The sequence below is a fragment of the Collinsella aerofaciens genome (assembly GCF_005845035.1).
Lineage (GTDB): Bacteria > Actinomycetota > Coriobacteriia > Coriobacteriales > Coriobacteriaceae > Collinsella > Collinsella aerofaciens_I.
In genome coordinates, this window is the sequence record NZ_SPFO01000007.1 from 1 (window position 1) to 25,012 (window position 25,012).

23 protein-coding genes and 2 tRNA genes are annotated in these 25,012 nt (G+C 59.8%); 23 read left to right on the forward strand and 2 right to left on the reverse strand.

Annotated elements, in window-relative coordinates:
• Window positions 1–73: 73 nt before the first annotated feature.
• From FGQ67_RS04800 to FGQ67_RS04880, 17 genes are all read left to right on the forward strand, one after another.
• Window positions 74–295: a hypothetical protein gene (locus FGQ67_RS04800; protein WP_138340400.1), complete on the forward strand. Its 222-nt coding sequence runs from the start codon at window positions 74–76 to the stop codon at window positions 293–295.
• 490 nt (window positions 296–785) lie between these two features.
• Window positions 786–1,211: a 50S ribosomal protein L31 gene (rpmE, locus tag FGQ67_RS04805; protein WP_006235303.1), complete on the forward strand. Its 426-nt coding sequence runs from the start codon at window positions 786–788 to the stop codon at window positions 1,209–1,211.
• A 256-nt stretch (window positions 1,212–1,467) separates the two neighbouring features.
• The gene (gene secA / locus FGQ67_RS04810) at window positions 1,468–4,275 is read left to right on the forward strand and encodes a preprotein translocase subunit SecA (protein WP_138340401.1); all 2,808 of its coding nucleotides are present in this window, start codon (window positions 1,468–1,470) and stop codon (window positions 4,273–4,275) included.
• Window positions 4,275–5,423: a peptide chain release factor 2 gene (gene prfB, locus FGQ67_RS04815; RefSeq protein WP_055285661.1), complete on the forward strand. Its 1,149-nt coding sequence runs from the start codon at window positions 4,275–4,277 to the stop codon at window positions 5,421–5,423. The genes secA and prfB overlap by 1 nt, the downstream gene beginning before the upstream one ends.
• A gap of 168 nt (window positions 5,424–5,591) precedes the next feature.
• Window positions 5,592–6,482, forward strand: coding sequence for a YitT family protein (locus FGQ67_RS04820; RefSeq protein WP_138340402.1), 891 nt, complete (start codon window positions 5,592–5,594; stop codon window positions 6,480–6,482).
• Between the two features lie 208 nt (window positions 6,483–6,690).
• On the forward strand, window positions 6,691–7,521 hold the full coding sequence (locus FGQ67_RS04825) for a transketolase (RefSeq protein WP_006235308.1): 831 nt from the start codon (window positions 6,691–6,693) through the stop codon (window positions 7,519–7,521).
• Between the two features lies 1 nt (window position 7,522).
• Complete coding sequence (locus tag FGQ67_RS04830) at window positions 7,523–8,464, forward strand: transketolase family protein (protein WP_138340403.1); 942 nt, start codon at window positions 7,523–7,525, stop codon at window positions 8,462–8,464.
• Between the two features lie 447 nt (window positions 8,465–8,911).
• Window positions 8,912–10,132 carry a cell division ATP-binding protein FtsE gene (gene ftsE, locus FGQ67_RS04835; RefSeq protein WP_022094244.1) on the forward strand — a complete coding sequence of 407 codons (1,221 nt, stop codon included), beginning with the start codon at window positions 8,912–8,914 and terminating at the stop codon, window positions 10,130–10,132.
• Window positions 10,119–11,039 carry a permease-like cell division protein FtsX gene (ftsX, locus tag FGQ67_RS04840; RefSeq protein WP_138340404.1) on the forward strand — a complete coding sequence of 307 codons (921 nt, stop codon included), beginning with the start codon at window positions 10,119–10,121 and terminating at the stop codon, window positions 11,037–11,039. Before ftsE ends, ftsX begins: the two co-directional genes overlap by 14 nt.
• A gap of 135 nt (window positions 11,040–11,174) precedes the next feature.
• Window positions 11,175–13,310 (forward strand): ribonuclease R family protein, encoded by a 2,136-nt coding sequence (locus FGQ67_RS04845; RefSeq protein ID WP_138340405.1) that lies wholly within the window; start codon window positions 11,175–11,177, stop codon window positions 13,308–13,310.
• A 176-nt stretch (window positions 13,311–13,486) separates the two neighbouring features.
• A complete protein-coding gene (locus tag FGQ67_RS04850; RefSeq protein WP_138340470.1) occupies window positions 13,487–14,092 on the forward strand; it encodes a recombinase family protein in 606 nt (201 codons plus the stop codon).
• Between the two features lie 104 nt (window positions 14,093–14,196).
• The gene (locus FGQ67_RS04855; protein ID WP_171025202.1) at window positions 14,197–14,778 is read left to right on the forward strand and encodes a VanZ family protein; all 582 of its coding nucleotides are present in this window, start codon (window positions 14,197–14,199) and stop codon (window positions 14,776–14,778) included.
• Between the two features lie 204 nt (window positions 14,779–14,982).
• Window positions 14,983–15,834 carry a MurR/RpiR family transcriptional regulator gene (locus FGQ67_RS04860; protein WP_138340407.1) on the forward strand — a complete coding sequence of 284 codons (852 nt, stop codon included), beginning with the start codon at window positions 14,983–14,985 and terminating at the stop codon, window positions 15,832–15,834.
• 10 nt (window positions 15,835–15,844) lie between these two features.
• Window positions 15,845–16,768, forward strand: coding sequence for an N-acetylmuramic acid 6-phosphate etherase (gene murQ, locus FGQ67_RS04865; RefSeq protein ID WP_138340408.1), 924 nt, complete (start codon window positions 15,845–15,847; stop codon window positions 16,766–16,768).
• Between the two features lie 57 nt (window positions 16,769–16,825).
• Window positions 16,826–18,256: a PTS transporter subunit EIIC gene (locus tag FGQ67_RS04870; RefSeq protein ID WP_117757888.1), complete on the forward strand. Its 1,431-nt coding sequence runs from the start codon at window positions 16,826–16,828 to the stop codon at window positions 18,254–18,256.
• A 117-nt stretch (window positions 18,257–18,373) separates the two neighbouring features.
• Window positions 18,374–19,426, forward strand: a complete 1,053-nt coding sequence (locus FGQ67_RS04875) for a MupG family TIM beta-alpha barrel fold protein (protein ID WP_138340409.1) — start codon at window positions 18,374–18,376, stop codon at window positions 19,424–19,426.
• A 92-nt stretch (window positions 19,427–19,518) separates the two neighbouring features.
• On the forward strand, window positions 19,519–19,878 hold the full coding sequence (locus FGQ67_RS04880; RefSeq protein ID WP_138340410.1) for an arsenate reductase family protein: 360 nt from the start codon (window positions 19,519–19,521) through the stop codon (window positions 19,876–19,878).
• A gap of 196 nt (window positions 19,879–20,074) precedes the next feature.
• Here the strand turns inward: FGQ67_RS04880 and FGQ67_RS04885 are convergent, their stop codons facing one another.
• The gene (locus FGQ67_RS04885; protein ID WP_138340411.1) at window positions 20,075–20,485 is read right to left on the reverse strand and encodes a hypothetical protein; all 411 of its coding nucleotides are present in this window, start codon (window positions 20,483–20,485) and stop codon (window positions 20,075–20,077) included.
• Window positions 20,486–20,761: 276 nt separating this feature from the next.
• Here FGQ67_RS04885 and FGQ67_RS04890 point away from each other — a divergent pair.
• The 6 genes from FGQ67_RS04890 to FGQ67_RS04915 all read left to right on the forward strand — a co-directional run bounded on the left by FGQ67_RS04890 (window position 20,762) and on the right by FGQ67_RS04915 (window position 23,342).
• Window positions 20,762–20,835, forward strand: a tRNA-Gln gene (locus FGQ67_RS04890).
• Between the two features lie 17 nt (window positions 20,836–20,852).
• Window positions 20,853–20,929: transfer RNA gene (locus FGQ67_RS04895), tRNA-Glu, on the forward strand.
• A gap of 94 nt (window positions 20,930–21,023) precedes the next feature.
• Window positions 21,024–21,941 carry a tetratricopeptide repeat protein gene (locus tag FGQ67_RS04900; protein ID WP_117769467.1) on the forward strand — a complete coding sequence of 306 codons (918 nt, stop codon included), beginning with the start codon at window positions 21,024–21,026 and terminating at the stop codon, window positions 21,939–21,941.
• The gene (gene smpB / locus FGQ67_RS04905; RefSeq protein WP_006235325.1) at window positions 21,931–22,401 is read left to right on the forward strand and encodes an SsrA-binding protein SmpB; all 471 of its coding nucleotides are present in this window, start codon (window positions 21,931–21,933) and stop codon (window positions 22,399–22,401) included. Before FGQ67_RS04900 ends, smpB begins: the two co-directional genes overlap by 11 nt.
• A 205-nt stretch (window positions 22,402–22,606) precedes the next feature.
• The gene (locus FGQ67_RS04910; RefSeq protein ID WP_117769469.1) at window positions 22,607–23,110 is read left to right on the forward strand and encodes a flavin reductase family protein; all 504 of its coding nucleotides are present in this window, start codon (window positions 22,607–22,609) and stop codon (window positions 23,108–23,110) included.
• 88 nt (window positions 23,111–23,198) lie between these two features.
• Window positions 23,199–23,342, forward strand: coding sequence for a rubredoxin-like domain-containing protein (locus FGQ67_RS04915; RefSeq protein WP_006235327.1), 144 nt, complete (start codon window positions 23,199–23,201; stop codon window positions 23,340–23,342).
• 153 nt (window positions 23,343–23,495) lie between these two features.
• On the opposite strand, the gene FGQ67_RS04920 is transcribed toward FGQ67_RS04915, so the two are convergent.
• A complete protein-coding gene (locus tag FGQ67_RS04920; protein ID WP_117769471.1) occupies window positions 23,496–24,752 on the reverse strand; it encodes an Nramp family divalent metal transporter in 1,257 nt (418 codons plus the stop codon).
• Between the last annotated feature and the right edge of the window lie 260 nt (window positions 24,753–25,012).

The following is a 25,012-nucleotide window of genomic DNA, read 5'->3' on the forward strand; positions in this document are numbered from 1 at the left end:
GTGGAAAAGATCAAGTCGTCCTCGCAGACGCTCAAGCAGGAATACCTCGATACATACGAGGGAGGTGAATGACATGAAACTATTTGAACAGCTGAAGTCCAATGCGTCGCGCATGGCTGTCTACGCCATCCTCGTGGCAACGGCTTTGTGCGGAATCTCGGCACCCGTCTATGCGCTCAACGGGGAGAAAGGCGATGTCGAACCCGCGTACATGGCTTCGACGGTTAAGGACCGGTACAAAGCCTTCTCTGGAGACACGTTTTACGTAGCAGAGTACGACACGACCTACCGTTAGCTTCGCTACAACAAGGGCTACGACTATCTAGGCGCAGGGGCAATCAGCTATACGTCGGGTTGGTACCGCTCCAACTATGGACACATAACCCAGTTCAAGTGTAACTACCGTGTGTACAACTAAAGCAACCGGCCGGGACGAGGGGTGACGCAAAAGCGTCGCCCCTCGTTTTTAACCATGTCAACTGAACCTAGTTCAGTTTGGTTGATTTCCGATCTCAGCCGAACACATTGAGCGGAAAGGCCGTTCCCGCAGTCAGTCGAACGTCCCCGGGGCCCTTCTCAGGCCCCGGGGACGGCATTTTCCCAGTTGAAGGAACGGTGGAGATGTGTTTCGATGGGTCAGATTCGTGTCGTTTCGAAAAGACCGTGAACCTTTTGTGGGACACGCGGCGCCGTGGTACCATAGCCGAGTTTGTTGTCTTGGTCGGAAACCAAGACGCCTTATGCGCTGATCGGTAACCAGCGCCTGACCAATAAGGAGTCCTACCATGAAGCAGGGTATCCATCCCCAGTATGTCGAGTGCACGGTGACGTGCTCCTGCGGCAACACCTTCAAGACGCACGCTACCGTGTCCGAGATGAAGGTTGAGCTTTGCAACGAGTGCCACCCGTTCTACACCGGCCAGCAGAAGTTCGTCGACACCGGTGGACGCGTCCAGCGCTTCGCCGACAAGTTCGGTGGCGCCGCTGCCGCCCAGCTCAAGAAGGCCGAGGAGGCCAAGGCTGCCAAGGCCGCCAAGGCTGCTGAGGCCGAGGCTGCTCGCAAGGCCGCCGCTGAGGCTAAGGCTGCCGAGAAGGCTAAGCGTGCTGCTAAGTTTGCCGAGGAGGCTGCCAAGCAGGCCGCCGAGGCTCCCGCAGAGGCTCCCGTCGAGGAGGCCGCTGCCGAGGCCGAGACCACCGAGGCTGCTGAGTAAATAGCTCGCCGAGGACACACTCGCATTCATGGCATGAGGGCCGCGCATCCTTTTGGGTGCGTGGCCCTTTTCTTGTTGATACAAGCCAACAACCTGCCAAAACATACCTGTCCCTTTTTGGCAGGTCGGTCGTAGTTATTACGTGGTTTGGGCTGTCGTCCGTATAGGCTGTGCGCCGTTTGGCTAAAGTAAACTCAACTGTGTTTAACTCGCCCTAAACCGCACGGCGCGGGCGATGGCCAAAAAGGAAAACCATATGGGATTCATGTCAAAGCTGCTGTCCTTTGGATCCGATAAGGACCTCAAGCGCTACTACAAGATCGTTGACCAGATCAACGGTCTTGAGCCCCAGTTTGAGAAGATGACCGAGGAGGAGCTCCGCGGCCAGACCGACAAGTTCCGCGAGCGTTACGCCAACGGCGAGTCGCTCGACGACATGCTCCCCGAGGCCTTTGCCACCGTGCGTGAGGCTTCCAAGCGCACCATGGGTATGCGCCACTTTGACGTGCAGCTCATTGGCGCCATGGCACTGCACGAGGGCCACATCGCCGAGATGAAGACCGGCGAGGGCAAGACGCTCGTCTCCACCTTGGCCGGCTACCTCAACGCTATCGCCGGCAAGGGCGTGCATGTCGTTACCGTCAACGATTACCTGGCAAAGCGCGACTCCGAGTGGATGGGCCGCATCTACAAGTACCTGGGCATGACCGTCGGTCTGCTCCAGAACAACATGCCGCTCGAGCTCAAGCGCCCGGCCTACCAGGCAGACGTCACTTACGGCACCAACTCCGAGTTCGGTTTCGACTACCTGCGCGACAACATGGTCACCCGTCCCGAGCAGCGCGTGCAGCGCGGTCACAACTACGCCATCGTCGACGAGGTCGACTCCATCCTGATCGATGAGGCCAGGACGCCGCTCATTATCTCGGGCGCCGGCACTAAGTCCGCCAGCACCTACAAGGACTTCGCGCGCGCCGTGCGCGGCCTGGAGCGCGGTGAGGACGTGTCGCACGACATGCTCACCGCCACCGAGGACGTTGAACCCACGGGCGACTACGTCATGGACGAGGCCAAGCACACCATCGCCGCCACCGAGCGCGGTCTTAAGAAGATCGAGCGCCGCCTGGGTATCGATGACATCTATGCCGATCTCTCCGGCCAGCTGGTCAACCACCTGCAGCAGGCGCTGAAGGCCCAGTACATGTTCCACCGTGATAAGCAGTACGTGGTCACCAACGGCGAGGTCAAGATCGTCGACGAGTTCACCGGCCGCATTATGGAAGGCCGCCGTTACTCCGAGGGCCTGCACCAGGCCATTGAGGCCAAAGAGGGCGTGCTCGTACGCGAGGAGAACCAGACCCTGGCCACCATCACCCTGCAGAACTACTTCCGTCTGTATGACAAGCTCTCCGGCATGACCGGCACGGCACTTACCGAGGATGCTGAGTTCCGCGAGATCTACAAGCTGCCCGTCGAGGTCATCCCCTCCAACAAGCCCGTGCAGCGCGTGGACCACGAGGACCTGGTGTACCGCACCATTCAGGCTAAATACAACGCCGTTGCCGACGACGTTGAGCGTCGTCACGCCAAGGGCCAACCGGTCCTGGTGGGCACCGTCTCCATCGAGAGCTCCGAGAAGCTGTCCGCCGCCCTTACCAAGCGCGGCATCGCGCACGAGGTCCTCAACGCCAAGCATCACGAGCGCGAGGCTCATATCGTTGCCCAGGCCGGACGCTACGGCGCCGTGACCATCGCTACTAACATGGCCGGTCGTGGTACCGACATCCTGCTGGGCGGCAACCCCGACGAGCTGGTGCGCGAGCGCTTGGAGTACGAGGGCCTGACCATGGAGGACGTGACGCCCGAGCAGCTCGAGCAGTTTAACGCCGAGGCCAAGGAGACCTGCAAGGCCGAGCGCGAGCGCGTGCTTGCCGCCGGCGGCCTGACCGTTATCGGAACCGAGCGCCACGAGTCCCGTCGTATCGACAACCAGCTGCGCGGCCGCTCCGGTCGTCAGGGCGATCCGGGCGAGACCCAGTTCTACCTGTCGCTCGAGGACGACCTCATGCGCCTGTTCGGCGGCGACAAGATGGACCGCGTCTCCAAGATGATGGTCACGGCCGACATGGGCGACGACATGCCCATCCAGCACAAGATCATCTCCAAGGCCGTCGAGAGCGCCCAGCACAAGGTCGAGAGCATCAACTTCTCCATGCGTAAGAGCGTCCTTGAGTACGACGACGTCATGAACAAGCAGCGCCAGGTCATCTACGCCGAGCGCAATAAGATTCTGGACGGCAAGGACCTGACCGACCACATCACCGAGGTCATGCACGACACCGTGTACCGCTGCGTGCAGGAGTTCTGCACCAAGGACAGTCACGATGGCGAGCGCGACCTGGAGGGCCTGCGCAAGTGGGTTGTGGAGCTCACCGGCCACATCGATACGCCGAAGTTCCCCGACGAGGATTATGAGGCCCTGGCTGCCGATGTCCTGGCTTACGTAGAGAAGTGCTACAACATGAAGGCCGAGCGCTTGGGCGAGGACCTGATGCGCGAGCTCAACACCCAGGTCATGCTGCGCGTCATCGATACCCGCTGGATGAACTACCTGCAGGAGATGGACTACCTCAAGACCGGCATCGGCCTGCGCGGCTTTGGCCAGCGCGACCCGCTGGTTGAGTACAAGACCGAGGCCTACGGCGCGTTCCAGATACTCGTCGATACCATGTATGAGGATTACCTGCGCACGGTTCTGCGCATCGAGATCAAGGCTGCCCCGCGTGCCGTGGAGCACAAGGAGGAGCCCGCGCTCGAGGGTGCGCACTTCTCCGGTCCTGCCGAGGTCGATGGTGACAACGGCGGCTCGGTGCTGCGCAAGCAGGCGCAGGTGCAGGCCCGCATGGCTGTCCAGGGTGGTCCGGCTGCCGTCAACAACGGTGGCAAGGTGACCACCTATCGCAAGTCCGAGAGCGACGATCCGTACGTCAACGTGGGCCGCAACGACCCGTGCCCCTGCGGTAGCGGCAAGAAGTTTAAGTACTGCCACGGCAGGAATCGTTAATGGCTGAGGCTTTAGAGGTAACGCCCGCCGAGCTGGACGCGTTTGCGGACCGGCTCGGTGAGGTCGAGTCGTATCTCCACCTGGACGAGAAGCGTACCCGCGTGTTCGAGCTCGAGGCCAAAAGTGTTGCCCCTGGCTTTTGGGATGACGCCGACGCCGCCCGTGCCACCATGGAGGAGATCGCGCGCACCAAGGAAGATATCGCTGCCGTGGACACCGCGCGCGGCGAGCTTTCCGATGCCCGCGCCGCGCTGGAGCTTGCCGAGGAGATGGGGGATGACCCCGACGCCGCCGCCCTTCGCGAGGAGGCTGCAGCCACGGCTGAGCGCCTGGCCCGTGCCATCGATGAGCTTGAGCTTTCGAGCTGGTTTACCGGTGAGTTCGATCACGGCGATGCCATTGTGACCATCAAGCCCGGACAGGGTGGTCTGGAGGCTCAGGACTGGACCTTCATGCTCTTTAAGATGTACATGAAGTACTGCCAGCGTCGCGGCTGGAAGGTCACCATCAACGACTGTCCCGCGGCCGAGGTCATCGGCATCGACCGCGCGACATTTACCGTCGAGGGCAAGGACGCATTTGGCATGTTGCGCGCCGAGGCCGGCGTCCACCGCTTGGTGCGCATTAGCCCTACCGACGACAAGAAGCGCCGCCAGACCACGTTTGCCGGCGTCGAGGTCATCCCCGTGCTGCCTGACGATATCGACATCGAGATCAGTCCCGACGATATCCGCGTGGACGTGTATCACGCGAGTGGCCCGGGCGGCCAGGGCGTCAACACCACCGACTCCGCCGTACGCGTGACGCATTTTCCCAGCGGCATCGTTGTCACTTGCCAAAACGAGCGCAGCCAGATTCAGAACAAGGCCGCGTGCATGCAGATTCTCAAGGCCCGTCTGTACGAGATCGAGCTCGAGAAGCGTGCCGAGGCCCTGGATGAGATTCGCGGACCCAAGACCACGATTGGTTTTGGCAACCAGATTCGCAGCTACGTGCTCTACCCGTATCAGATGGTTAAGGACCTACGCACGGGCGTTGAGACCAGCAACGTCGAGGCAGTTCTTGACGATGGTGACCTGGATCCGTTTGTGATCGGCTACCATCGTTGGGCAACCGGCAACGCCGATGCGGAGACCCCGTCTGCTTAAACCGCCCGGGTTTATGTGGAAATGGATTAAAACCCTCCGAGCGGTGTGGTTTTGTATCCAGAGCAAACCCTGCGCAGGGGTGGTTTTTGTCCGGCGAATCGGTAGAATCGAATACAAGAAGAAGTTCAAAGCGCATCCGATGGGGTGCGCTTTTTTGAGGGAGGCAGCATGGCATACCGTCTGGACATCAAGCGCATTCTTTCGATGAACTTCTTTCATGACCTGCCCCAGATTATGTTGGGGTGCGCTCTGGCCGCTATTGCGACCGACCTGTTTTTGATTCCCAACGGCCTTGCCGCCGGTGGCGTTACGGGCCTTGCCACCATTATCCAGGCGGTCGGTGCATCGCGCGGCCTATCGCTTCCCGTTGGTATTCAGACGATCGTGATGAACGCCTTGCTGTTGCTGGTCGTTATGCGCGAAGGTGGCATGTTCTACGTGGTGCAGACCGCGACGGGCTTTGTGCTGCTGGGCTTCTTTACCGATCTGTTCGCCCCGTTTGTAGCACCTCTGGCGGATGCGGACCTGATGCTTCCCGCCATGTGGGGCGGCATTATTACGGGCATCGGTTACGGCATGGTGTTGCGCGCCGGCGCCAACACCGGCGGCTCGGACACGATTGGCCAAATCATCTCGCGTAATACCTCGCTGCCGGTGGGCTCGATCGTCATGGCAATCGACGTTGCCGTGTGTGCGCTGTCGGCTCCGGTCTTTTCAATCGAAAACGCACTATATGCAGGCCTTTCGATGGTCATTAGCGGCTACGTGATCGATGCCGTGGTCGATGGTGGCAACAAACGCCGTATGGTACTCATCATCTCGGACAAGTTCCCTGATATCGCTGCCGATATCATGTATGGCCTGGGTCGTGGTTGTACCAAGTTTAAGGCGACTGGCATGTATTCGGGTGCCGAGAAGCCGGTGATTATGGTCATCGTGAGCCGTCGAGAGCTCAATACCCTCAAGACGATTGTGCGCGAGCGCGATCCTCGCGCCATTGTGACGGTCGCTGACGTTACGGAAGCCTTCGGCGAGGGATTCAAGGACATTAGCGCGTAGGGTCGATCGCGTTCCATCCAAAAGACGTTCACATTGATAAACCGTTTCATCAGCGGTTCTGCCTGCTAAATTGTTCAAATAATGATAAAAACTCTGGTAAAGCCATCAGTTTCCAGCATAATGAATGACGTACGTGCATTGCGGCTGTGTTGGGATTACCTTTCCGTGCCGTGCGCATTTTGTCTAATGAGGATGAAAGGAAGGCACAATGAGCGACGAAGAGCTCAAAAAGGTTGCCAACGAGGTAAGGAAGGGCATCGTCACCGGCGTGCACGCTGCCAAGTCCGGCCATCCGGGCGGTTCGCTCGGCGCTGCCGACATCATGACCTATCTGTACTTTGAGGAAATGAACGTCGACCCGGCCGATCCCCGCAAGGCCGATCGCGACCGTTTTGTGCTCTCCAAGGGCCATTGCGCTCCGGGCCTGTACGCCGTGCTCGCCGAGCGTGGGTTCTTCCCCAAGGAGGATCTCGAGACGCTGCGCCATATCGGCAGCCACCTGCAAGGTCATCCCAACATGAACGACACCCCGGGCGTCGATATGTCCACCGGCTCGCTCGGCCAGGGCATCTCCGCCGCCGTGGGCATGGCGGTTGCCGCCAAGCACTGGGGCGATACTTACCGCACGTACGCCCTGCTGGGTGATGGCGAGAGCGAGGAGGGCCAGGTCTGGGAGGCAGCCATGTTTGCCGGCAACCAGCAGCTCGATAACCTCTGCGTGATCGTCGACCACAACGGCCTGCAGATCGACGGCCCCGTCGAGGAGGTCAACGACCCCATGCCGCTCGCCGACAAGTTCCGCGCCTTTAAGTTCCACGTGGTGGAGCTTGCCGACGGCAACGATTTCGATCAGATCCGCGCCGCCTTTGCCGAGGCCCGCGCCACCAAGGGTCAGCCGACCGCCATCATCGCCGAGACCATGAAGGGCAAGGGCGTTTCCTTTATGGAGAACCAGGTTGGTTGGCACGGCAAGGCCCCCAACGATGAACAGTTTGAGCAGGCCATGGCAGAGCTCACGGCCGCCGGAGAGGAGCTCTAGGATGGCAGACGTCAAAAAAATCGCCACGCGCGTAAGCTACGGCGAGGCCCTCGTCGAGCTCGCCAACGAGCACGATGACTTTGTGGTTCTCGACGCCGACCTGGCCGCCGCCACGCAGACCGGCAAGTTCAAGGCCGCCTGCCCCGATCGTTTCTTCGATGTGGGCATTGCCGAGAGCAACCTGATGGGCGTCGCCGCCGGTATCGCGACCACCGGCCGCGTTGCCTTCGCGAGCACCTTTGCCATGTTTGCCGCCGGCCGCGCCTTTGAGCAGGTCCGTAACTCCATCGGCTACCCGCATCTCAACGTTAAGATTGGCGCCACGCACGCCGGTATCTCGGTGGGCGAGGACGGCGCCACACACCAGTGCTGCGAGGATATCGCCCTGATGCGCGTCATCCCTGGCATGACTGTGATCGTTCCTGCCGACGACGTCGAGGCCCGCGCCGTGACGCGCGCCGCCTACGAGTGCGACGGTCCGGTGTACATGCGCTTCGCTCGTTTGGCCTCGCCGGTTATCAACGACCCCGAGACCTACAAGTTCGAGTTGGGTAAGGGCATTGTCATGCGCGAGGGCGCCGATGTGACCATCATTGCCTGCGGCCTGATGGTCGGCGAGGCTCTCGAGGCCGCCGAGCAGCTCGCTGCCGAGGGCATCGACGCCGAGGTCATCAACATGCACACCATCAAGCCCATCGATGCCGACCTGATCGTCAAGAGCGCCACCAAGACCGGTCACGTCGTGACCGTCGAGGAGCACTCTGTGATCGGTGGCCTGGGCAGCGCCGTTGCCGACGTCCTGTGCGAGCAGTGCCCGACGTCGCTCAAGAAGATCGGCGTCAACGACACCTTCGGTGAGTCTGGCCCGGGTGCCGAGCTCTTGCACAAGTATGGCCTGGACGCCGCCAACATCGTGGCGACCACCAAGGAGTTCTTGGCCTAGGACAAGACGAGGCAAAGTATCGCCTCAACAACCACATACAAGCCAGAACAGGGGCGTCCCCAAAGAGGGCGCCCCTGTTTTTTCGGCAACAAACAAAACAGGCCCGCACCAAGCAAGGGCTTCCTCCGGGAAACGGGCCCATCCCAGCCAAGTGCAATTCAGCCCCCAAGCATAGCACTGCTGCACCCAAATAAAACGCAGCGACCCCTTAGTTACCGCAGGCCGGGTACAGGGTTACTCTCCAAATCTTTCCGCAGGACGGAGGAGCCCCCGCCGCGCGAAGCGCGCAGCGGGGGCTCCGACATGTCCGAGGACGATTTGGAGAGTAACCCTGTACCCGGCCGACGGGATCCCTAAGCACGCCATGCTTCTTATGTGCAGTAAAGCTAATGCTGCTAAAATACAAAGCGCTCATGTAGTTTAAACGCACGACGATAAGGAGCACCAGTGGGTAACCACTTCCGTACCTCCGGTGCGGGCGATGATGCCCCCAAGACGCAGGCAGGCGTCCAGGGCAGTCGTTTCGCCACTCCGGATTCAGAGGGCCAGCCTGTTGCTCAGGCCCCCGCTCAGCCGGCAGATCAGGCACAGCCGGCATCCGATCCCTTTGCCTACAATCCAACCAGCGATGTCGCGCTTTCCGGCACGGCGGGTTTTGAGCCCGTTCAGGCCGTGACCGCTCGCGTTGAGCAGCCTCAGGCTGGTGCCGCCACGCCGCAGCCTACCATGGCCGGCATTCCCGACCCCTTGGCCCCTGCGACGCCGGCTCCTCAGCCTGCGCAGTCCGGTCTCTTTGCCGCTATTCCCGACCCCACGCAGCCTGCTGCCCCGGTGGTCGAGAGCGATCAGGCAGCCGAGGTCGCAAGCCTCGATAACGCGCTCAACAACCCCGATTTTACGTCGGTGTTTGCGCCCATCGATCCGCAGGCCAGCCGCAAGAAGATGGCCAAGCAGGCCGGTGTCGAGCCCGTCATCCTTATGGAGCATGTCACCAAGATCTATCCGGCACAGCCCAACAAGCCTGCACTCGACGACATCAACATCGAGATCTATCCGGGCGAGTTCGTCTTCCTGGTCGGTCACTCCGGCTCGGGTAAGACCACGCTGCTGTCGACGCTCAACCGTGACGTCAAGCCGACGAGCGGCCGCATCCTGGTTGCCGGTCAGGACCTCATGAAGATCAAGAACCGCAAGGTTCCGTTCCTGCGCCGCCAGATTGGCGCCGTGTTCCAGGACTTTAAGCTTCTGCCGCAAAAGACCGCCTACGAAAACGTGGCGTTTGCCCTGCAGTGCATCGGCAAGCCCAAGGGCGTCATTCGCAGCCAGGTGCCCGAGGTGCTGCGTCTGGTCGGCCTGGCCGATCAGATGGACTCGCTGCCCGACCAGCTTTCCGGTGGCGAGCAGCAGCGCGTTGCCGTCGCCCGCGCTATGGTCAACCGTCCGCCGCTGCTGATCTGCGACGAGCCGACGGGCAACCTCGACCCGGCGATCTCGCTGGGCATCATGAAGCTGCTCGAGCGTATTAACCGCACCGGCACCACCGTGATCGTCGCCACGCACGACCGCGAGATGGTCGATAGCATGCACCGTCGCGTGATCGCCCTCGAGGGCGGCCACGTTATTCGCGACCAGGAGAGGGGAGGTTACGGCAACTATGGCACCAACTAACGTGGGCTACTCCTTCAAAGAGGCAATCAGCCACTTCTTCCGTAACTGGACTACCTCGCTCGGCGCCGTCATCACGATCTTCCTTTCGCTGTTTATCATCGGCCTGTTCATTATGGGTTCCGCGATGCTGAACTCCGTGATCGGTACCGTCGAGGATCAGGTTGTCATTAATGCCTTTATTAGCGATGACGCCGATCAGGCAGACATCCAGGCCTTTGAGGCCGAGCTCAAGACGTGGAGCAACGTCAAGTCCGTGACCTATAAGGATAAGGACGACGCGCTGGCCGAGTACACGAGCAAGATGTCGGGTAACGCCGACGCCACCATGAGCGCGCTCGACGGCCAGAACCCGCTGCCCGCCTCGTTTGCGATTGAGATGGACGATCCGTCTCAGGTCGAGAGCACGGCCAAGAAGCTCAAGAAGGATGCCGATTTCCAGAAGATCGCGGATGACGGCGACGTCAACGCGAGCGTGCTGTACGGCCAGGAGGAAGTGAGCCGCCTGTTCCAGGTGACCAACTACATCCGCATCGCCGCCGTGGTGCTCGTTGGCCTTCTGACCTTTATCGCATTCATCTTCATCAACAACACGATTCGCCTGTCCATTACGGCGCGTCGTCGTGAGATTGCGATTATGCGTCTGGTCGGCGCCAGCAACGGCTTCATTCGTGGCCCGTTTATCACCGAGGGCGTACTGCAGGCCATTTTGGGCTCGCTGCTTTCCATCGGCGTTCTGGAGCTGCTGCGCAATCTGATGATTCCGCGTTTGCAGGAGAGCATCGGCTGGATGTCGTTTGCCCTGCCGATGCAGTACTACCTGGTGACCTATGCTGCGCTGATTCTGGTCGGCGTGATTATCGGCCTCTTTGGTTCTGCCATCGCCATGCGTCGCTACCTGCGCGTGTAGGCATGCCTGGAATTCATCCCTTCCAACGGGTCGTCTCTTATGGGGCGGCCCGTTTTTTGATCCCTAGGGGACGGCAGGAAAGCGAATCATTTGGGTAGACTCTTTGGAGTTCGCAATCGATAGTTAGGAGGCGCCATGGGGCGCAATAACAAGCATAAGCGTGGAGCTCGCAATAAGCGCGGGCCGGTGCGCAGCGAACGCCGTCCGAGCCTGACCGGGCGCGTGCAGCTCCATGAGCACAGTGCCTATGTCATAACCGAGAATGGCGACTACAAGGTCATGGGTCGCGGCAAGCGTGAGATCATGGACGGCGATACCGTTGCCGTGAGCATTAAGAATAGCCCGCATGGCGAGCGTCGCGCCGTGATCGAGGGCGTAGTTGAGCGCGCAGCCATAAGCGTGGTGGGTACGTACCAGACCGCCGGTCCGCTCGGTGTGATCGAGCCGCTCGATTCGCGCTTGAAGGCCGACTTCTTCATTTTGCCCGAGGATACCTCGGCGGATCGTCTGGGTGTCCACCCGGGTGATGCCGTTGTCGCGCGCATTTTGACCTACCCGACGCGCCTGGAATCGGGCACCGTGACGATCGAACGCCGCATTGGCGGAGATGACGCGCCCGATTTGGGCGTTCAATATGTGATGGCGCGTTACGGCTATACCGATAGCTATCCCGAGACCGCGCTAGACGAGGCCGAGGGGCTTTCGCTCGATGTGTCCGCGGCGCTTAAGGACCCGCTCCGCCGCGATCTGCGCGACCGCTTTGTCATCACGATCGACCCGGTCGACGCGCGCGACTTTGACGATGCCATTTCGCTGGAGCGCACGCCCGAGGGTGGCTACAAGCTGGGTGTGCATATCGCCGACGTTTCACACTATGTGGCTTGGGACGGGCATATCGATCTTGAGGCTCGCCATCGTACGACATCGGTGTATCTGGCCGATCGCGTGCTTCCCATGCTGCCCGAACGCCTGTCCTGTGACCTGTGCTCGCTTCGCCCTGACGAGGACCGTCTTGCGTTTACCGTCGATATCGAGCTCGATGCGCATGGTCGCGTGCGGCATTACGATCCGTACCCCAGCGTGATTCGCTCGCGTGTGCGTATGGACTATGACGGCGCCGAGGCTCTGCTGGTGCGTGCCGGCGCGGTTGAGTATTCGGTGCTGGAGGGTGCAGCCGAGGATGTTGCGGCTGCCGAGACCTCGCGCGAGGAAGCGCTTGAGCGCGGTCTTGCGTGCGAGGAGGCCGCCCGCGGCTACAACGTCGACCTCGGCGATTTCCTTGTCGCCGCTAACGAACTCGCCGAACTCCGCCGTCGTATCCGTCGCGCCCGCGGCTCGGTCGATTTTGACACGGCCGAGATTCGTGCTCTGTTGGATGAGGACGGAGTGCCCGTGCAGATTGTGGCGCGTGAGCGTTCGTGTGCCACGTCGCTTATCGAGGAAGCTATGCTGCTCGCCAACGAGTGCGTTGCAGAGTGGCTGGCAGACCGTGATATCGAGGCCTGCTATCGCGTGCATGAGGATCCGAGCCCCGATAGCCTGCACGGTGCCGCCGTTGCGCTGGCGCAGCTAGGCATCATCGACGATCGCCGTGCTGCCGGTATTGCCCTGGGGAGCCCCGATGAGCTGCAGGCTGCAGTCGATGCTGCCGCCGGTACGGCCAACGCACCGCTCGTTAACACGCTGCTTCTGCGCAGCATGCAGCGCGCGCTGTACAAGCCGCGCAACGAGGGCCACTTTGCGCTCGCCGCGCCGTGCTACTGTCACTTTACGAGTCCCATCCGTCGCTACCCCGATCTGGTGGTGCACCGCGTGCTCAAACTGCAGTTGGCCTATGAGCGGCTCGGCGGCAAGGACGCCTTGGTCCGTACGCCGCGGCTGATCGGCAAGGGGCGCGAGTCGCTGCCGCGCATTCTGCCGCAGATCTGCCGCGCATGCAGCGATGCCGAGCGCGCGGCAGATGCCGCCAGCCATGCGACGCAAAAGATCAAGATTGCCCAGTACTATGAGGACCGTCTGGGCGAGCGCTATGCCGGAACCGTCTCGTGGGTTAGCAGCATGGGCCTTTTTGTGCGCTTGGACCTAACGCAGGTCGAAGGCTTGGTTTCGATCAAGAGTCTGGGCAACGAGTGGTTCGAGTTCGACGAGGACGCGCTCACGCTCACAGGTGCCGACACGGGCACCCGTTACGAGCTGGGGCAGCGCGTGATTATCGAGGTCTCGCGCGTCAATACCACGCGTGGGCACTTGGACTTTAAGCTTATCCATTAGCCAAATCCCGACTCATGGTGGGGGAGCGGAGGGCGGCCTTTCGGGACCGCCCTTCGCATTTGAATCGTGGCTACCTTGCCGTCTGCTCGGCCGCCCGCTTTCCTGCTATTTGGGAGGTAAAACCTACCAAAATAAACCTGTCCCTTTTGGCAGGTTTACAAGAAAGCGGGGATGAGATGGCGACGGTGTACGGGTATGCGCGGGTGAGTTCGCGCGATCAGAATCTGAATCGGCAGCTGGATGCGCTGGGCGCCTATGGCGTGGGCTCAGCGAATATTTATGCCGACCATGCGAGCGGCAAGGACTTCGATCGACCGCATTATCGCGAGCTGCTGCACGTCCTGGGAGACGGGGACGTGCTGGTGGTGCTTTCTATCGACCGACTTGGTCGTAATTACTCCGAGATTCTTGAGGAATGGCGACGCATCACCAAGGAGCTCGGGGTTGCCATTGTGGTGTTGGACATGCCATTGCTTGACACGCGCGCTAGGGCCAGCGGCGCGCCGGATGTGACCAACACCCTGATTGCCGATATTGTGCTGCAACTGCTGAGCTACGTGGCGCAGGTGGAGCGCGAGAATATCCATCGGCGCCAGGCGGAGGGAATTGCAGCGGCGCGGGCGCGAGGGGTTCGTTTCGGTCGACCTCGCAAGCCGTGCCCTCCTCAGTTTGAGCTGGTGCGCGATAGCTATGAGGCAGGCGATATTACCCGCAGCCAGGCAGCAAAGTGCCTGGGCGTGTGCGTGGGGACGTTCGATCGCTGGATGCGCGAGGCGGGGTAGGGGTTTGCGTCGCTTTGTCGCTTCCTGTTGCGATTCAAATTTTGATACGGTGACGATGCCATTTGGGGCTACACTCGCTGATATTCAAAAAAGGAGGTTGGCCCTTGGCGCGCGTAAAACAAATAATCGGATGGACCGCGATCGTTCTGTTCGTTGCAACGCTGGCGGGCATCTGGGTGCTGACGGAGCAAAATGCGGTGGAGACGTCGTTGCTGAGCGAGTCCACCGCGCGTGTGGTGGAGGGTCAGGCTACGGGCGTTCAGGCTGCCGATGCCACGGGTGAAGCCCAGACAGAGAACGGAATGACCGGGGGCGCCGATTCGGCTGCCTCGAATGTCCGGTCTGGCCGACTTGCTTCCATTCGCATGTGGGTGGGCACAAACGTCCGTCGCGTTGCCCATACCGTAGAGTTTTTCTTCGTCGGATTGTTCGCCTCGGTGGTCGTGGTTTGCTTTTCCAGGCGTCCGTGGAGCGTATGCTCCCGTTGCGTGCCTGTATTGCTCTTTTGCGCCGCCTGCTCCGTTGGCGATCAGGTACATAAGATCTTTGTTCCCGGCAGGCATTTCGACGTTATCGATTTAGGATTCGATGCTGCGGGCTATGTCACCGCCATGCTGTTGGTATTGCTGGCGGCGGCGTTAGTGCGCCATGCGACTCGGCCGATCGGCGCCCATGCGAGGCGCTAGCCGGTAACAAACCCGTTTCTGATAATGCGACCTTGTTGAATTATTTTGTGTCGCGCGTATTTCCGAGCGGTCGGATTTGAGGGGCGAGCGGTAGAACGCTCGCCCTTTGTGCGCCACGATGCGGCACAATGTACCGCAAAAGCTGTTTGTATCCGGTACGAATCGTTCGTTGGTCTTTAATTCTTCTCAACGGAGGTGTTTGAGATGGCAAACGGATTGCTTTTGCGGCTTCGCGAGCGTGAGCTCAGCGCGAGCCCGGCGGAACGCAATGTCATCGCATATGTAAGCGCTCATCCGCACGAGGTGGTCGGGCTGTCCGTCCGCGGTCTTGCCGATGTCACGTTCTCCTCGCCCTCGAGCATTTTGCGCTTTTGCAAGCGTTTGGGTTTTGCGGGCTACAAGGAGTTCCAGCGCGAACTGATTGCCGAGCTGGCGCTCTTAGGTGACAAGAAAGACATAGCCCTCGAGGACATCTCCATGGATGACAGCGTCGAACGTATCGTGGGGAAGGTGATGAAAAGCAACGTGCGCACAATCGAGGCGACGGCGCGAACGCTCGATTACACCGTCTTGGAGCGATGCGCGGCCCGTCTTAAGCGGGCACGCGCGGTCAATCTGTTCGGTATTGGTGCCTCTCGTTTGGTCGCGCACGACCTGGCGCAAAAGCTCATGCGTGTCGACAAAGAGTGCCATCTGTACGACGACTGGCATGATCAGCTCTTATGTGCCAAGAACATGCATGAGGGCGATATGGCAATCGCCTTTAGCTACTCGGGCTTGACGCAAGAGGTGCTGGACTGCACCGCCGAGGCTCAACGTCACAACTGTCCCGTTGTGGCCGTTACCAAAGTAGATGGATCATCCAAGCTTGCCACCATGGCCGATGCCGTGCTCGGCGTCGCTGCGAGTGAACCCTTGGTCCGCAGCGGTGCCATGGCTTCGCGTATGGCCCAGCTTATGGTTGTCGATGCCCTGTACGCTGCTTACGTTGCCAGCGACTACGAACGGGCGACGCATGTCATAAAGCAAAACTACATCGAGAAACAGGAAAGATGAGGTGAATGAAATGCTCGATTTAACAAAATTCACGACCGAACAGCGTAATCAAAGGTCAATGGACCTCGATACGATGACATCGCTGCAAATCGTCACGACGATGAACGATGAGGATCTTCGTGCCGTCCAGTCGGTCACGAAAGTGTTGCCCCAGGTTGCCATGGCAATCGACTGGGCTGCTGAGACACTCGAGCGCGGCGGGCGCGTCTTTTACATGGGCGCAGGCACCAGCGGTCGTCTGGGCGTACTCGACGCTTCGGAGTGTCCGCCCACGTTTGGCGTGTCACCCGATCTGATTGTCGGGCTCATTGCCGGAGGCGAGACGGCGTTTATCAAGGCTGTCGAAGGTGCCGAAGACAGCGAGGAGCTTGGCGCGAGCGACCTGCGGGAGCGTGGACTCTCGGACAAGGATCTTGTCGTTGGCCTGGCGGCAAGCGGCCGTACTCCTTATGTGGTGGGCGGCCTTGCGTACGCCAAGGCAACTGGGTGCAAGACCATTGCAATTGCCTGCAACCAAGGGTCGAAGATCGGGGAGAGCGCAGATCTTGCCATTGAGCCCGTGCCCGGTCCCGAGGTGCTGACCGGCTCAACGAGGCTCAAGGCGGGAACGGTTCAAAAGCTCATTCTCAACATGATTTCGACCGGTGCCATGGTCAAGATCGGCAAGGTATACCAAAACCTGATGGTCGATGTGCAGCAGACGAACGAGAAGTTGGTGGTGCGCGGCCAGAACATCGTGATGGAGGCGACCGGCTGCACGCGCGAGCGCGCTGTTCAGGCGCTTGCGGATGCCGGCGGCCACGTAAAAACCGCTATTGTCTCGGTGCTGTTGGACTGCGATGCCGAGCAGGCTGCGGTAGCTCTTGAACGGGCGCACGGCCATGTCCGTACTGCGGTGAGTGGCCATGAGAAGAGCAATGCCGATGTCCAATAGGTGCACGGCGTGAGCTGATATGACATCTAGACGAGATACCCAATACAAGGAGGAGTTATGACGAACAAAGAGCTGGCTCAAAAGCTGCTGGACCTTTTGGGCGGTAAAGACAACGTGCTCGCAAACGCGGCGTGCATGACGCGCCTGCGCGTGACCGTCAAAGACACGGGCAACGTCGACACGGAGGGTATTAAGGCGCTCGACGGCGTGATGGGCCTGGTCGAGGACGACACGATGCAGATCGTGCTGGGTCCGGGCAAGGTGAATAAGGTGCTCGAGGAGTTCTCCAAGCTCACCGGCCTTGCGAAAGGCGTTGCCGACGAGAGCGTGGTTGACGCTGCGGCCACAAACAAGGCCGCGCAGAAAGCCAAGTACGAGTCCAAGCCGGTTCAGGCCTTCCTCAAGAAGATTTCCAATGTCTTCGTCGCCCTGCTTCCCGGCATCATTGCGGCTGGCCTCATCAACGGTATCTGTAACGTCATTAACGTCTCGACGGCAGGCGCGCTTGCAGGCGAGTGGTGGTACCAGGGCATTCGTTCCATGGGCTGGGCTCTGTTTGCCTATCTGCCCATCTTGGTGGGCTATAACGCGGCACGTGAGTTTGGTGGCTCCGCTGCGCTGGGCGGCATCGCCGGCATGATGTGTATCGCCAACAGTGCCATGCCCCTGCTTGCGCCTGGCGCGGCTGATCCTGCCACTGCCATTCTGCTGCCGCTCACCAGTGCGCAGTACAACCCCGCGGCGGGTGGCATGATCGCGGCTCTCATCGCTGGTGCATTTTTTGCCTGGATGGAGCGTCAGATTCGCAAGGTTATGCCCAACGCACTCGACACGTTCTTGTCCCCGCTGCTGGTGCTCATCATCGGCGCCTTTGCTCTGATGCTCGTCATCCAGCCGGTTGGCGCATGGCTGACGACTGCCATCTTTAGCGTTTTGACCTTTATCTTCGAGAAACTGGGCGTCCTGGGCGGCTATATCCTGTCGGCAGGCTTCTTGCCGCTGGTGTCCGTCGGCCTGCATCAGGCGCTCACGCCGATCCACGCTATGCTCAACGATCCCGACGGCGCTACCAAGGGTATCAATTACCTGCTTCCCATCCTTATGATGGCTGGCGGCGGCCAGGTCGGTGCCGGTTTGGCGCTGTACTTTAAGACCAAGAACGCCAAGCTCAAGAAGTACGTCGCAGAGTCCATTCCCGTTGGAATCCTGGGTGTGGGCGAGCCTCTGATGTATGCTGTTACGCTGCCGCTCGTTCGTCCGTTTGTGACGGCCTGCCTGGGTGCCGGATTTGGCGGCGCGCTCGCGGCGCTGCTTCACATCGGCACGGTTTCTCAGGGCGTTTCCGGTCTGTTTGGCCTACTGATCGTTGTTCCTGGCCAGCAGCTCGGCTACGTTGCCGCTATGCTGCTTGCCTATGCCGCCGGCTTTGTCCTGACGTGGTTCTTTGGCGTCGACGAGCAGAAGATCAACGAGTTCTTTGGCGAGTAGTTTGATATCGCGAGCCGTGTTGCTCGGGGCTCGCGGTGCGCGGCAGATTTCTTGATGCTATGGTTGTGCCGGCGGGGCTAACTGCTCCGCCGGCCTTTTTTAAAGGAGCGTTGAAGCGTGAAAACGGGTATTTCGATTTATCTTTCCAGCCCTCTGCAGGATATTGAGCGGACGATTGAGCGTGGTGCCGCGGCGGGTGCGCGCTATGCGTTCACCTCGCTGCATATTCCCGAGGATGGGGGAGCGGCGTATGCCGATAAGGTCCGTCATGTGCTGTCGCTGCTTTCCGCCCGCGGCATTGCGCTCATTGCCGATGTGGGGCCTCGCACGTGCGATTTGCTCGGGCTTGAGCGCATCGAGGACTTGCGCGATCTGGGGTTGGAATACCTTCGTTTGGACTATGGCTTTAGCGCCCAGCGGGTCGCGGAGCTGTCCGGTGTATTTCGCATTGTGGTCAATGCATCGACAGTGAGTTCTGATGAAATCGCATCGTGGCGTGAGGCCGGTGCCGATGTGACTCGTTTTGCCGCCTGCCACAATTTTTACCCCAAGCCTTATACCGGTTTAGCTCTGGAGGACATTGCTCGGGTGAATCTTCGTCTTGCGGCGCTTGGATTCGAAATCATGGCTTTTGTGCCGGGTGATGCTAACGTTCGCGGGCCGGTATTCGAGGGACTGCCGACGGTCGAGGCGCAGCGCGGTCGCGCGTCAAAGGTTGCCCTCAATATGCTTGAGCTTGCACATGGCGCCGATTGCGACATTGTGTTGGTCGGCGACCCCGATCTTTCCGATGCGGGCTGGGCGCAGTTTGCTCAAGTTTCCGCCGGATACGTGGACCTGCAATGCGAGCTTGAGCTCAGTTATGCCTATGTGCGCGGGCAGATTCATCACGACCGACCCGACTCGAGCGTCCTCATCTTTAGGTCTCAGGAGTCACGTACGACGCTTAAGCCGGATTCCGTGCCGACGGATGCCGGAGCCGGCCTGCCGCGAAAGGCGGGGTCGATCGCTGTGAGCAATAGCGGATATGGGCGCTACGAAGGCGAGCTTGAGATTGCGCGGGTCGATCTTCCCGGTGACGAGCGCATGAACGTTGCGGGCCATATCACGCCCGAGGCAATGGAACTGCTGCCGTTCATCAAACGCGGATTCGGGGTACGGTTCGTTTAACGTGTGACCCGCGGGCTACAATTGGCCCATCATACGAAGGCGCCTCGTGTGGCGTGTGCCTGCGTTGGCCGATCTATATTCGGAGGATTCCCATGACCGTACTGTTTGTTGAATATTCCAAGTGCTCGACCTGTAAGAAGGCCAAGGCATGGCTGGACGAACATGGGGTAGAGTACATCGACCGCGATATCGTTTTGGACAATCCCACGGCTGATGAGCTTGCGACCTGGATTGCTCGTTCGGGGCTGCCGGTGCGGCGCTTCTTTAATTCGTCGGGCATGAAATATCGAGAGCTGGGCCTGAAGGCGCGTCTGGATGCGGGCATGACGGATCGGGAGTGCTACGAGCTGCTGGCGACCGACGGCATGCTGGTCAAGCGTCCGCTGCTGGTGGGCGACGACTTTGTGATTCCAGGCTTTAGGGAATCGGCTTGGGCCGAGGCGTTGCTGTAGCGGCTGCGGAAAGTGCGACCCGGAATTCGCTTCCAGAATGGGATGCGCTTTCCCAAAGTGGCCGGTTGCGGAAAGCACGTCCCATTCTGAGCTTCGATTGTGGGACACGGTTTCCGGTTGAGGGCTCGACGGGAAAGTGGGGACCAGTTTGAGCTTGAAATCTGGGACGCACTTTCCGCCGGCGGGCCTGCCCCAGTCAGTCCGCCAGCTGTGCCCATTCGTGCGGATCGTAGACCTTTACGTGTTTGTTGGGCTTGCCGCTCCAGTACTCCTCGTCCATAAAGGGCAGATATGCCTGAACGCCGGGGCAGATAAAGGGAATCCGCTGCTGTTGCAGTCGCTCGCGCTGGCGCTGCTCCAGGTGCGTCTCGGATATGACGGTCGGCATACCGGACAACTCGACGAGGCTTGCCTGGATTCGCTTAAGGTCGGGGAGTCCCGCGTGCCATGACATCCGCATGATCAAAAAGGATGCACGGCGGTATTTTGCCTGCACCACAGTAATGGCGGGGCGCAGTGTGGGATGGATTTTGTCCCGTTCGGGCCAAAGGTCGGCAGTGATCTCGAGGCCCAGGGTCTCCCATAGGTAATCAAGCTCTTCGTCCATGGCGCCTCGATATCTACGTGATCATTGATACTTCGATTGTGTTGCCTGGTGCTATCGTTTTCGCGGTAGAATCTGCCAACGGTTGACGGCTACCGCTCGCGGCGTTTTGCCCTTCGTGTACAGCGGTTGGCTTCACAGGTCCTTCACGGGTTGGACTAAATTAGGCCAATTTGACTGAATTTCAAAAAAGTCAAAATTGGGGCTTGCGTCACGGCGAGACTTCCCGTATATTTCTTTCTTGCGCAAAGGCACAGCCGAGCGCAGCGATGCAGTCATTGGGATGTCGTCTAATGGCAGGACAGCGGATTCTGGTTCCGTCAATGGGGGTTCGACTCCCTCCATCCCAGCCATTGCATTTGCTACATATGGCCCGTTCGTCTAGCGGTTTAGGACGCCGCCCTCTCAAGGCGGAGATCACCAGTTCGAATCTGGTACGGGCTACCAAAATTGAACGCCCGGGCCTCGTAAGAGACCCGGGTTTTGTGTATTAACCGTATATACGGCGCCTGCCGTGTTTCGCTCAGATCGAGGAGTAGCCATGGATCTGCCCATCAGCTTGCAAGACATCACGTATGCCGAGAACTATCTGGCGCAGGGCGACCTGGCTACGGCGACGCCGCTGCTGGAGCGTCTGGTGGAGCTCGCCGAGGAGTATATCGACGCTGAGTGCAAGACGGAGGAGAAGCGTCAATACTTTAGCTTCGATAGCAAGTTTGAGCGCTTGGCCTATCGCCGCGTGGAGAAGGATCCGCGCGAGCTCGTGCAGGTCGAGGTGCCGTTTGACCGCCTGTACTCTGACATGGCGTTTGCCTACATTCGCCAGCAGGATTATGTGAGTGCTCGCAACGCCTTGATGCAGGCCGTGCGCTGGGACCCCATGAACTGCAACTGCCGCCTGGATCTGGCCGAGCTGTTCCGCGCTCTCGAGGACAAGCAGGAATGGGCATCGCTCTCGTTCTCGGTGCTGGAGCGTGCAAGCGATGGCAAGTGCGCCGCCCGCGCTTACGCCAATCTAGGTCAGTACTTCTTGGAGCCCGAGACCGAGAACGTTTCGGCTGCCGTGGGCTGCGCGCGTCTGGCGCTGCGCCTGGCGCCCAACGATGCGCATACGACGCGCCTGCTCAACAAGATCCATACCACCTATCCGGATGCCGCCGATGAGAGCGACGACCACGTGATGGGTGAACTGGCCCTGCAAGGCGTGCCGACCTCGCCTTCGGCCGAGATTGCCATCTGCCTGATTATGTGCGCGACCGATGCTGCAAGCGACGGCGACAAGCAGGAGGCGACGCGCCTGACGGTACGTGCTCGCGACTTGGTGGGCGAGGAGGCCTGCGCGGCGATTATCAAACTGGTGCGCGAGAGCGATGCCGAGCTCAATGCCGAGCGCAAGGCAAAGCGCGAGGCTGCGGGCTCAAACGCCGATGGCGCCAAGGAGGCCGGCGATGCCCAGTAAGCGCGAGCGCAAACTCATTTCCAAGAATCGCTCGGCACATCACGAGTACTTTATCGATGAGACGTTTGAGTGCGGTATTGAGCTGAGTGGCACCGAGGTCAAGTCGATTCGCGAGCGCGCCTGCCAGATCACCGATACCTTCGCGCTGATCCGCGGCGGGGAGTGCTGGCTCGTCGGCCTGCATATCCACCCTTATAGCCATGGTGGCGTGTGGAATCGCGATCCTGACCGTCGGCGTCGTCTGCTGCTGCACCGCAAGGAGATCGACTTTCTTGACGGCAAACTTCGCAACCGTGGTTATGCGCTGGTTCCGTTGGAGCTCTACTTTAATACCGACGGCCGCGTAAAGCTGCTGCTGGGTCTGGGTCGCGGCAAGAAGCTCTACGACAAGCGCGAGGACATGGCCAAGCGTGATGTCCAACGCGAGATCGACCGCGCCCTTAAGGAACGCAACCGCTAGGCACTCTGTATAAGTTGCGGTGGAATACGGACTGTTTTCCTGTTTGAGGGGCTATTCAGTCCCTATTTCACCGCAACTGCGGGCGTCTCATCTTTCTTACTGTTCTGACACATATGTCTCAAAGGCGGCGTCCGTTATGGGTGCCGCCTTTTTTGTGGGTACATACATTCATGAGGTTCCAACCCGAGCTAGGGGAGTGATCGTTATGGACAAAACTGCGTTCTTTACCATGCCGAGCGGTCTGTACGTGGTGAGCGCTGCGGCAGACGGGCTGCGCGCCGGCTGCGTCATCAATACTGCGGTGCAGGTGACGTCCATGCCGCCGCGTATTTCGGTTGCCGTGAACAAGGACAATGTCACCTCGGGCGTCATCGCATCGGCCAAAGCGTTCGCGCTGACCGTGATCGGTCAGACCGCCGACATGCTCTACATCGGTAACTTTGGGTTCCGCACCAGCAGCGATTATGACAAGTTTGCCAAATACGAGACCCGCGAGACGGCTCTGGGCATGCCCTATGTGCCCGAGCACGCGGCGGCCCTGTTTAGCTGCCGTTTGATCGACACTGTGGATGTGGGAACGCATCTGCTGTTTATTGGCGAGGTCGAGGATGCCGAGCGCCTGAGCGACGAGACGCCGCTGACGTACGACTACTATCACAAGGTGCTAAAGGGCAAGACGCCGCCCAAAGCCTCGTCGTATCAAGGCTAGAAATGTTCTAAAAATACTTGCATTATACTATTGAGAATATATACTAATAAGTAAGTACACCAGCAGTCACGTTCGAGAGGAGAACATCATGGCTGAGGAGAAGAAGACGTATAAGTTTGTGTGCACCGTTTGCGGTTACGAGGTTGAGGTCGACACGCCCGAGCTGCCCGAGGATTACGTGTGCCCGGTGTGCGGCGTCGGCCCCGATGAGTTTGAGCTCGTCGAGGAGTAACTCGTAGACACACGGCGATTAGCCATACAGAGCTCTGTCCAAGGGTCCCGGCTGGATATTCCGGCTGGGACCCTTTTGATTTATCTGACGGTTTAAAACGGCCTTACGTGTTACAGATTGAGACGTTATATCTGGACAGCCACGCTATCCCAATTACATCCCCGTTAGCAGCACGATGTCGAGAATCGTCACGATGACGCCGATCCCTACGAGCAGCGCGTTGAGCGGGCGCGAGTTGGCGTATTTGCCCATAACGCGGGGCGAACTGGTGAGTCGTATGAGCACAAAGACCGTAATCGGCAACTGAAGCGACAACAATGCCTGACTCCAGATGAGACCCTCAAAAGGATTCGGGACGATCAGGCACGCCGCCACTGCGCCGACGAAACAGACCGCCACTCCAATCGATGAGTGCCGGTCGTGGATGTCGTATTCCTCGTCGAACATGCCCGCGGTGATGGTTCCCGCCGCCATGCCCGCTGTCACGCTGCTCGATAGTCCCGCGAACAGCAGCGCTACCGCAAAGATGGTCGAGCTCGCCGGGCCCAAGATGGGGGAGAGCGTGGCCGCTGCGACGGCGAGGTCGTCTACGACAATGCCGTGCGCAAAGAAGGTCGTTGCGGCCAGGATGACCATGGCCGAGTTGATCGCCCAGCCCACGCCCATCGAAAAGAGCGTGTCGAAGAGCTCATAGCGCAGACGCTCTTCGATAACCTGCTCGCCTTGGCCTTCGAAGTGCATGGATTGGATGACCTCGGAGTGCAGGAAGAGGTTGTGGGGCATAACGACCGCGCCTAGGACACTTACGATAATCGCGGCCGAGCCGGTGGGCATACGGGGTGTGATCCAGCTTGTGGCGGCTTGCGGCCAGTCGACGTTGACTAGTGCAAGCTCGGCCAAAAACGAAAGTCCTACCACGCCCACGAAGGCGATGATCCATCGCTCGGCGCGTTTGTAGGAGCTTGTCATGAGCATGGCAATCGATGCCGCCGCGACGATGACGCAGCCGGCGCGTACGGGCAGGCCAAAGAGCATTTGAAGCGCGATCGCACCGCCCAGGACTTCGGCCATGGCGGTGGCGATGGTCGCGAGGTAGGCGCTGGCGAGCACCGTGCGCCCAACGAAGCGGGGGAGAAAGCGGGTCGTGGCCTCGGCAAGGCAGGCGCCCGTGGCGATGCCCAGGTGCGCCGCGTTGTGCTGCAAGACGATCAGCATAATCGTGGACAGCGTGACGATCCACAGCAGCGCGTAGCCAAACTGCGAGCCCGCGGCCATATTGGAGGCCCAGTTGCCCGGGTCGATAAAGCCGACGGTCACGAGCAATCCGGGGCCGATATGCCGTGCGATGTCGAGTCCTCCGTGACCGCCGGTGCGTCGGGAGCCAAAATGATGTTTGAGATGGTTGATCATGGTGCGCTCCTGCGTGCCGTTTGCTTGACGCCGGAAAGGATACCCGTTTTAGGCTCAAAAGTTAATCAAGACTAACAAAATTGCTGTATTTGAATAGGATGGTGAAAGGGGGCTGCGAAATGTCTTGATCTGTAACAACTAGGGATGGAAATTGGGTCTTACTGTTACAGATTGAGATGTTTGAAGCGGTGAGCTTACAGGTCGAACTTGGGGCCCTTGTTGCCGTCCTTGAGGTCGGCGGTGTCCACTCGTAGGGTGTG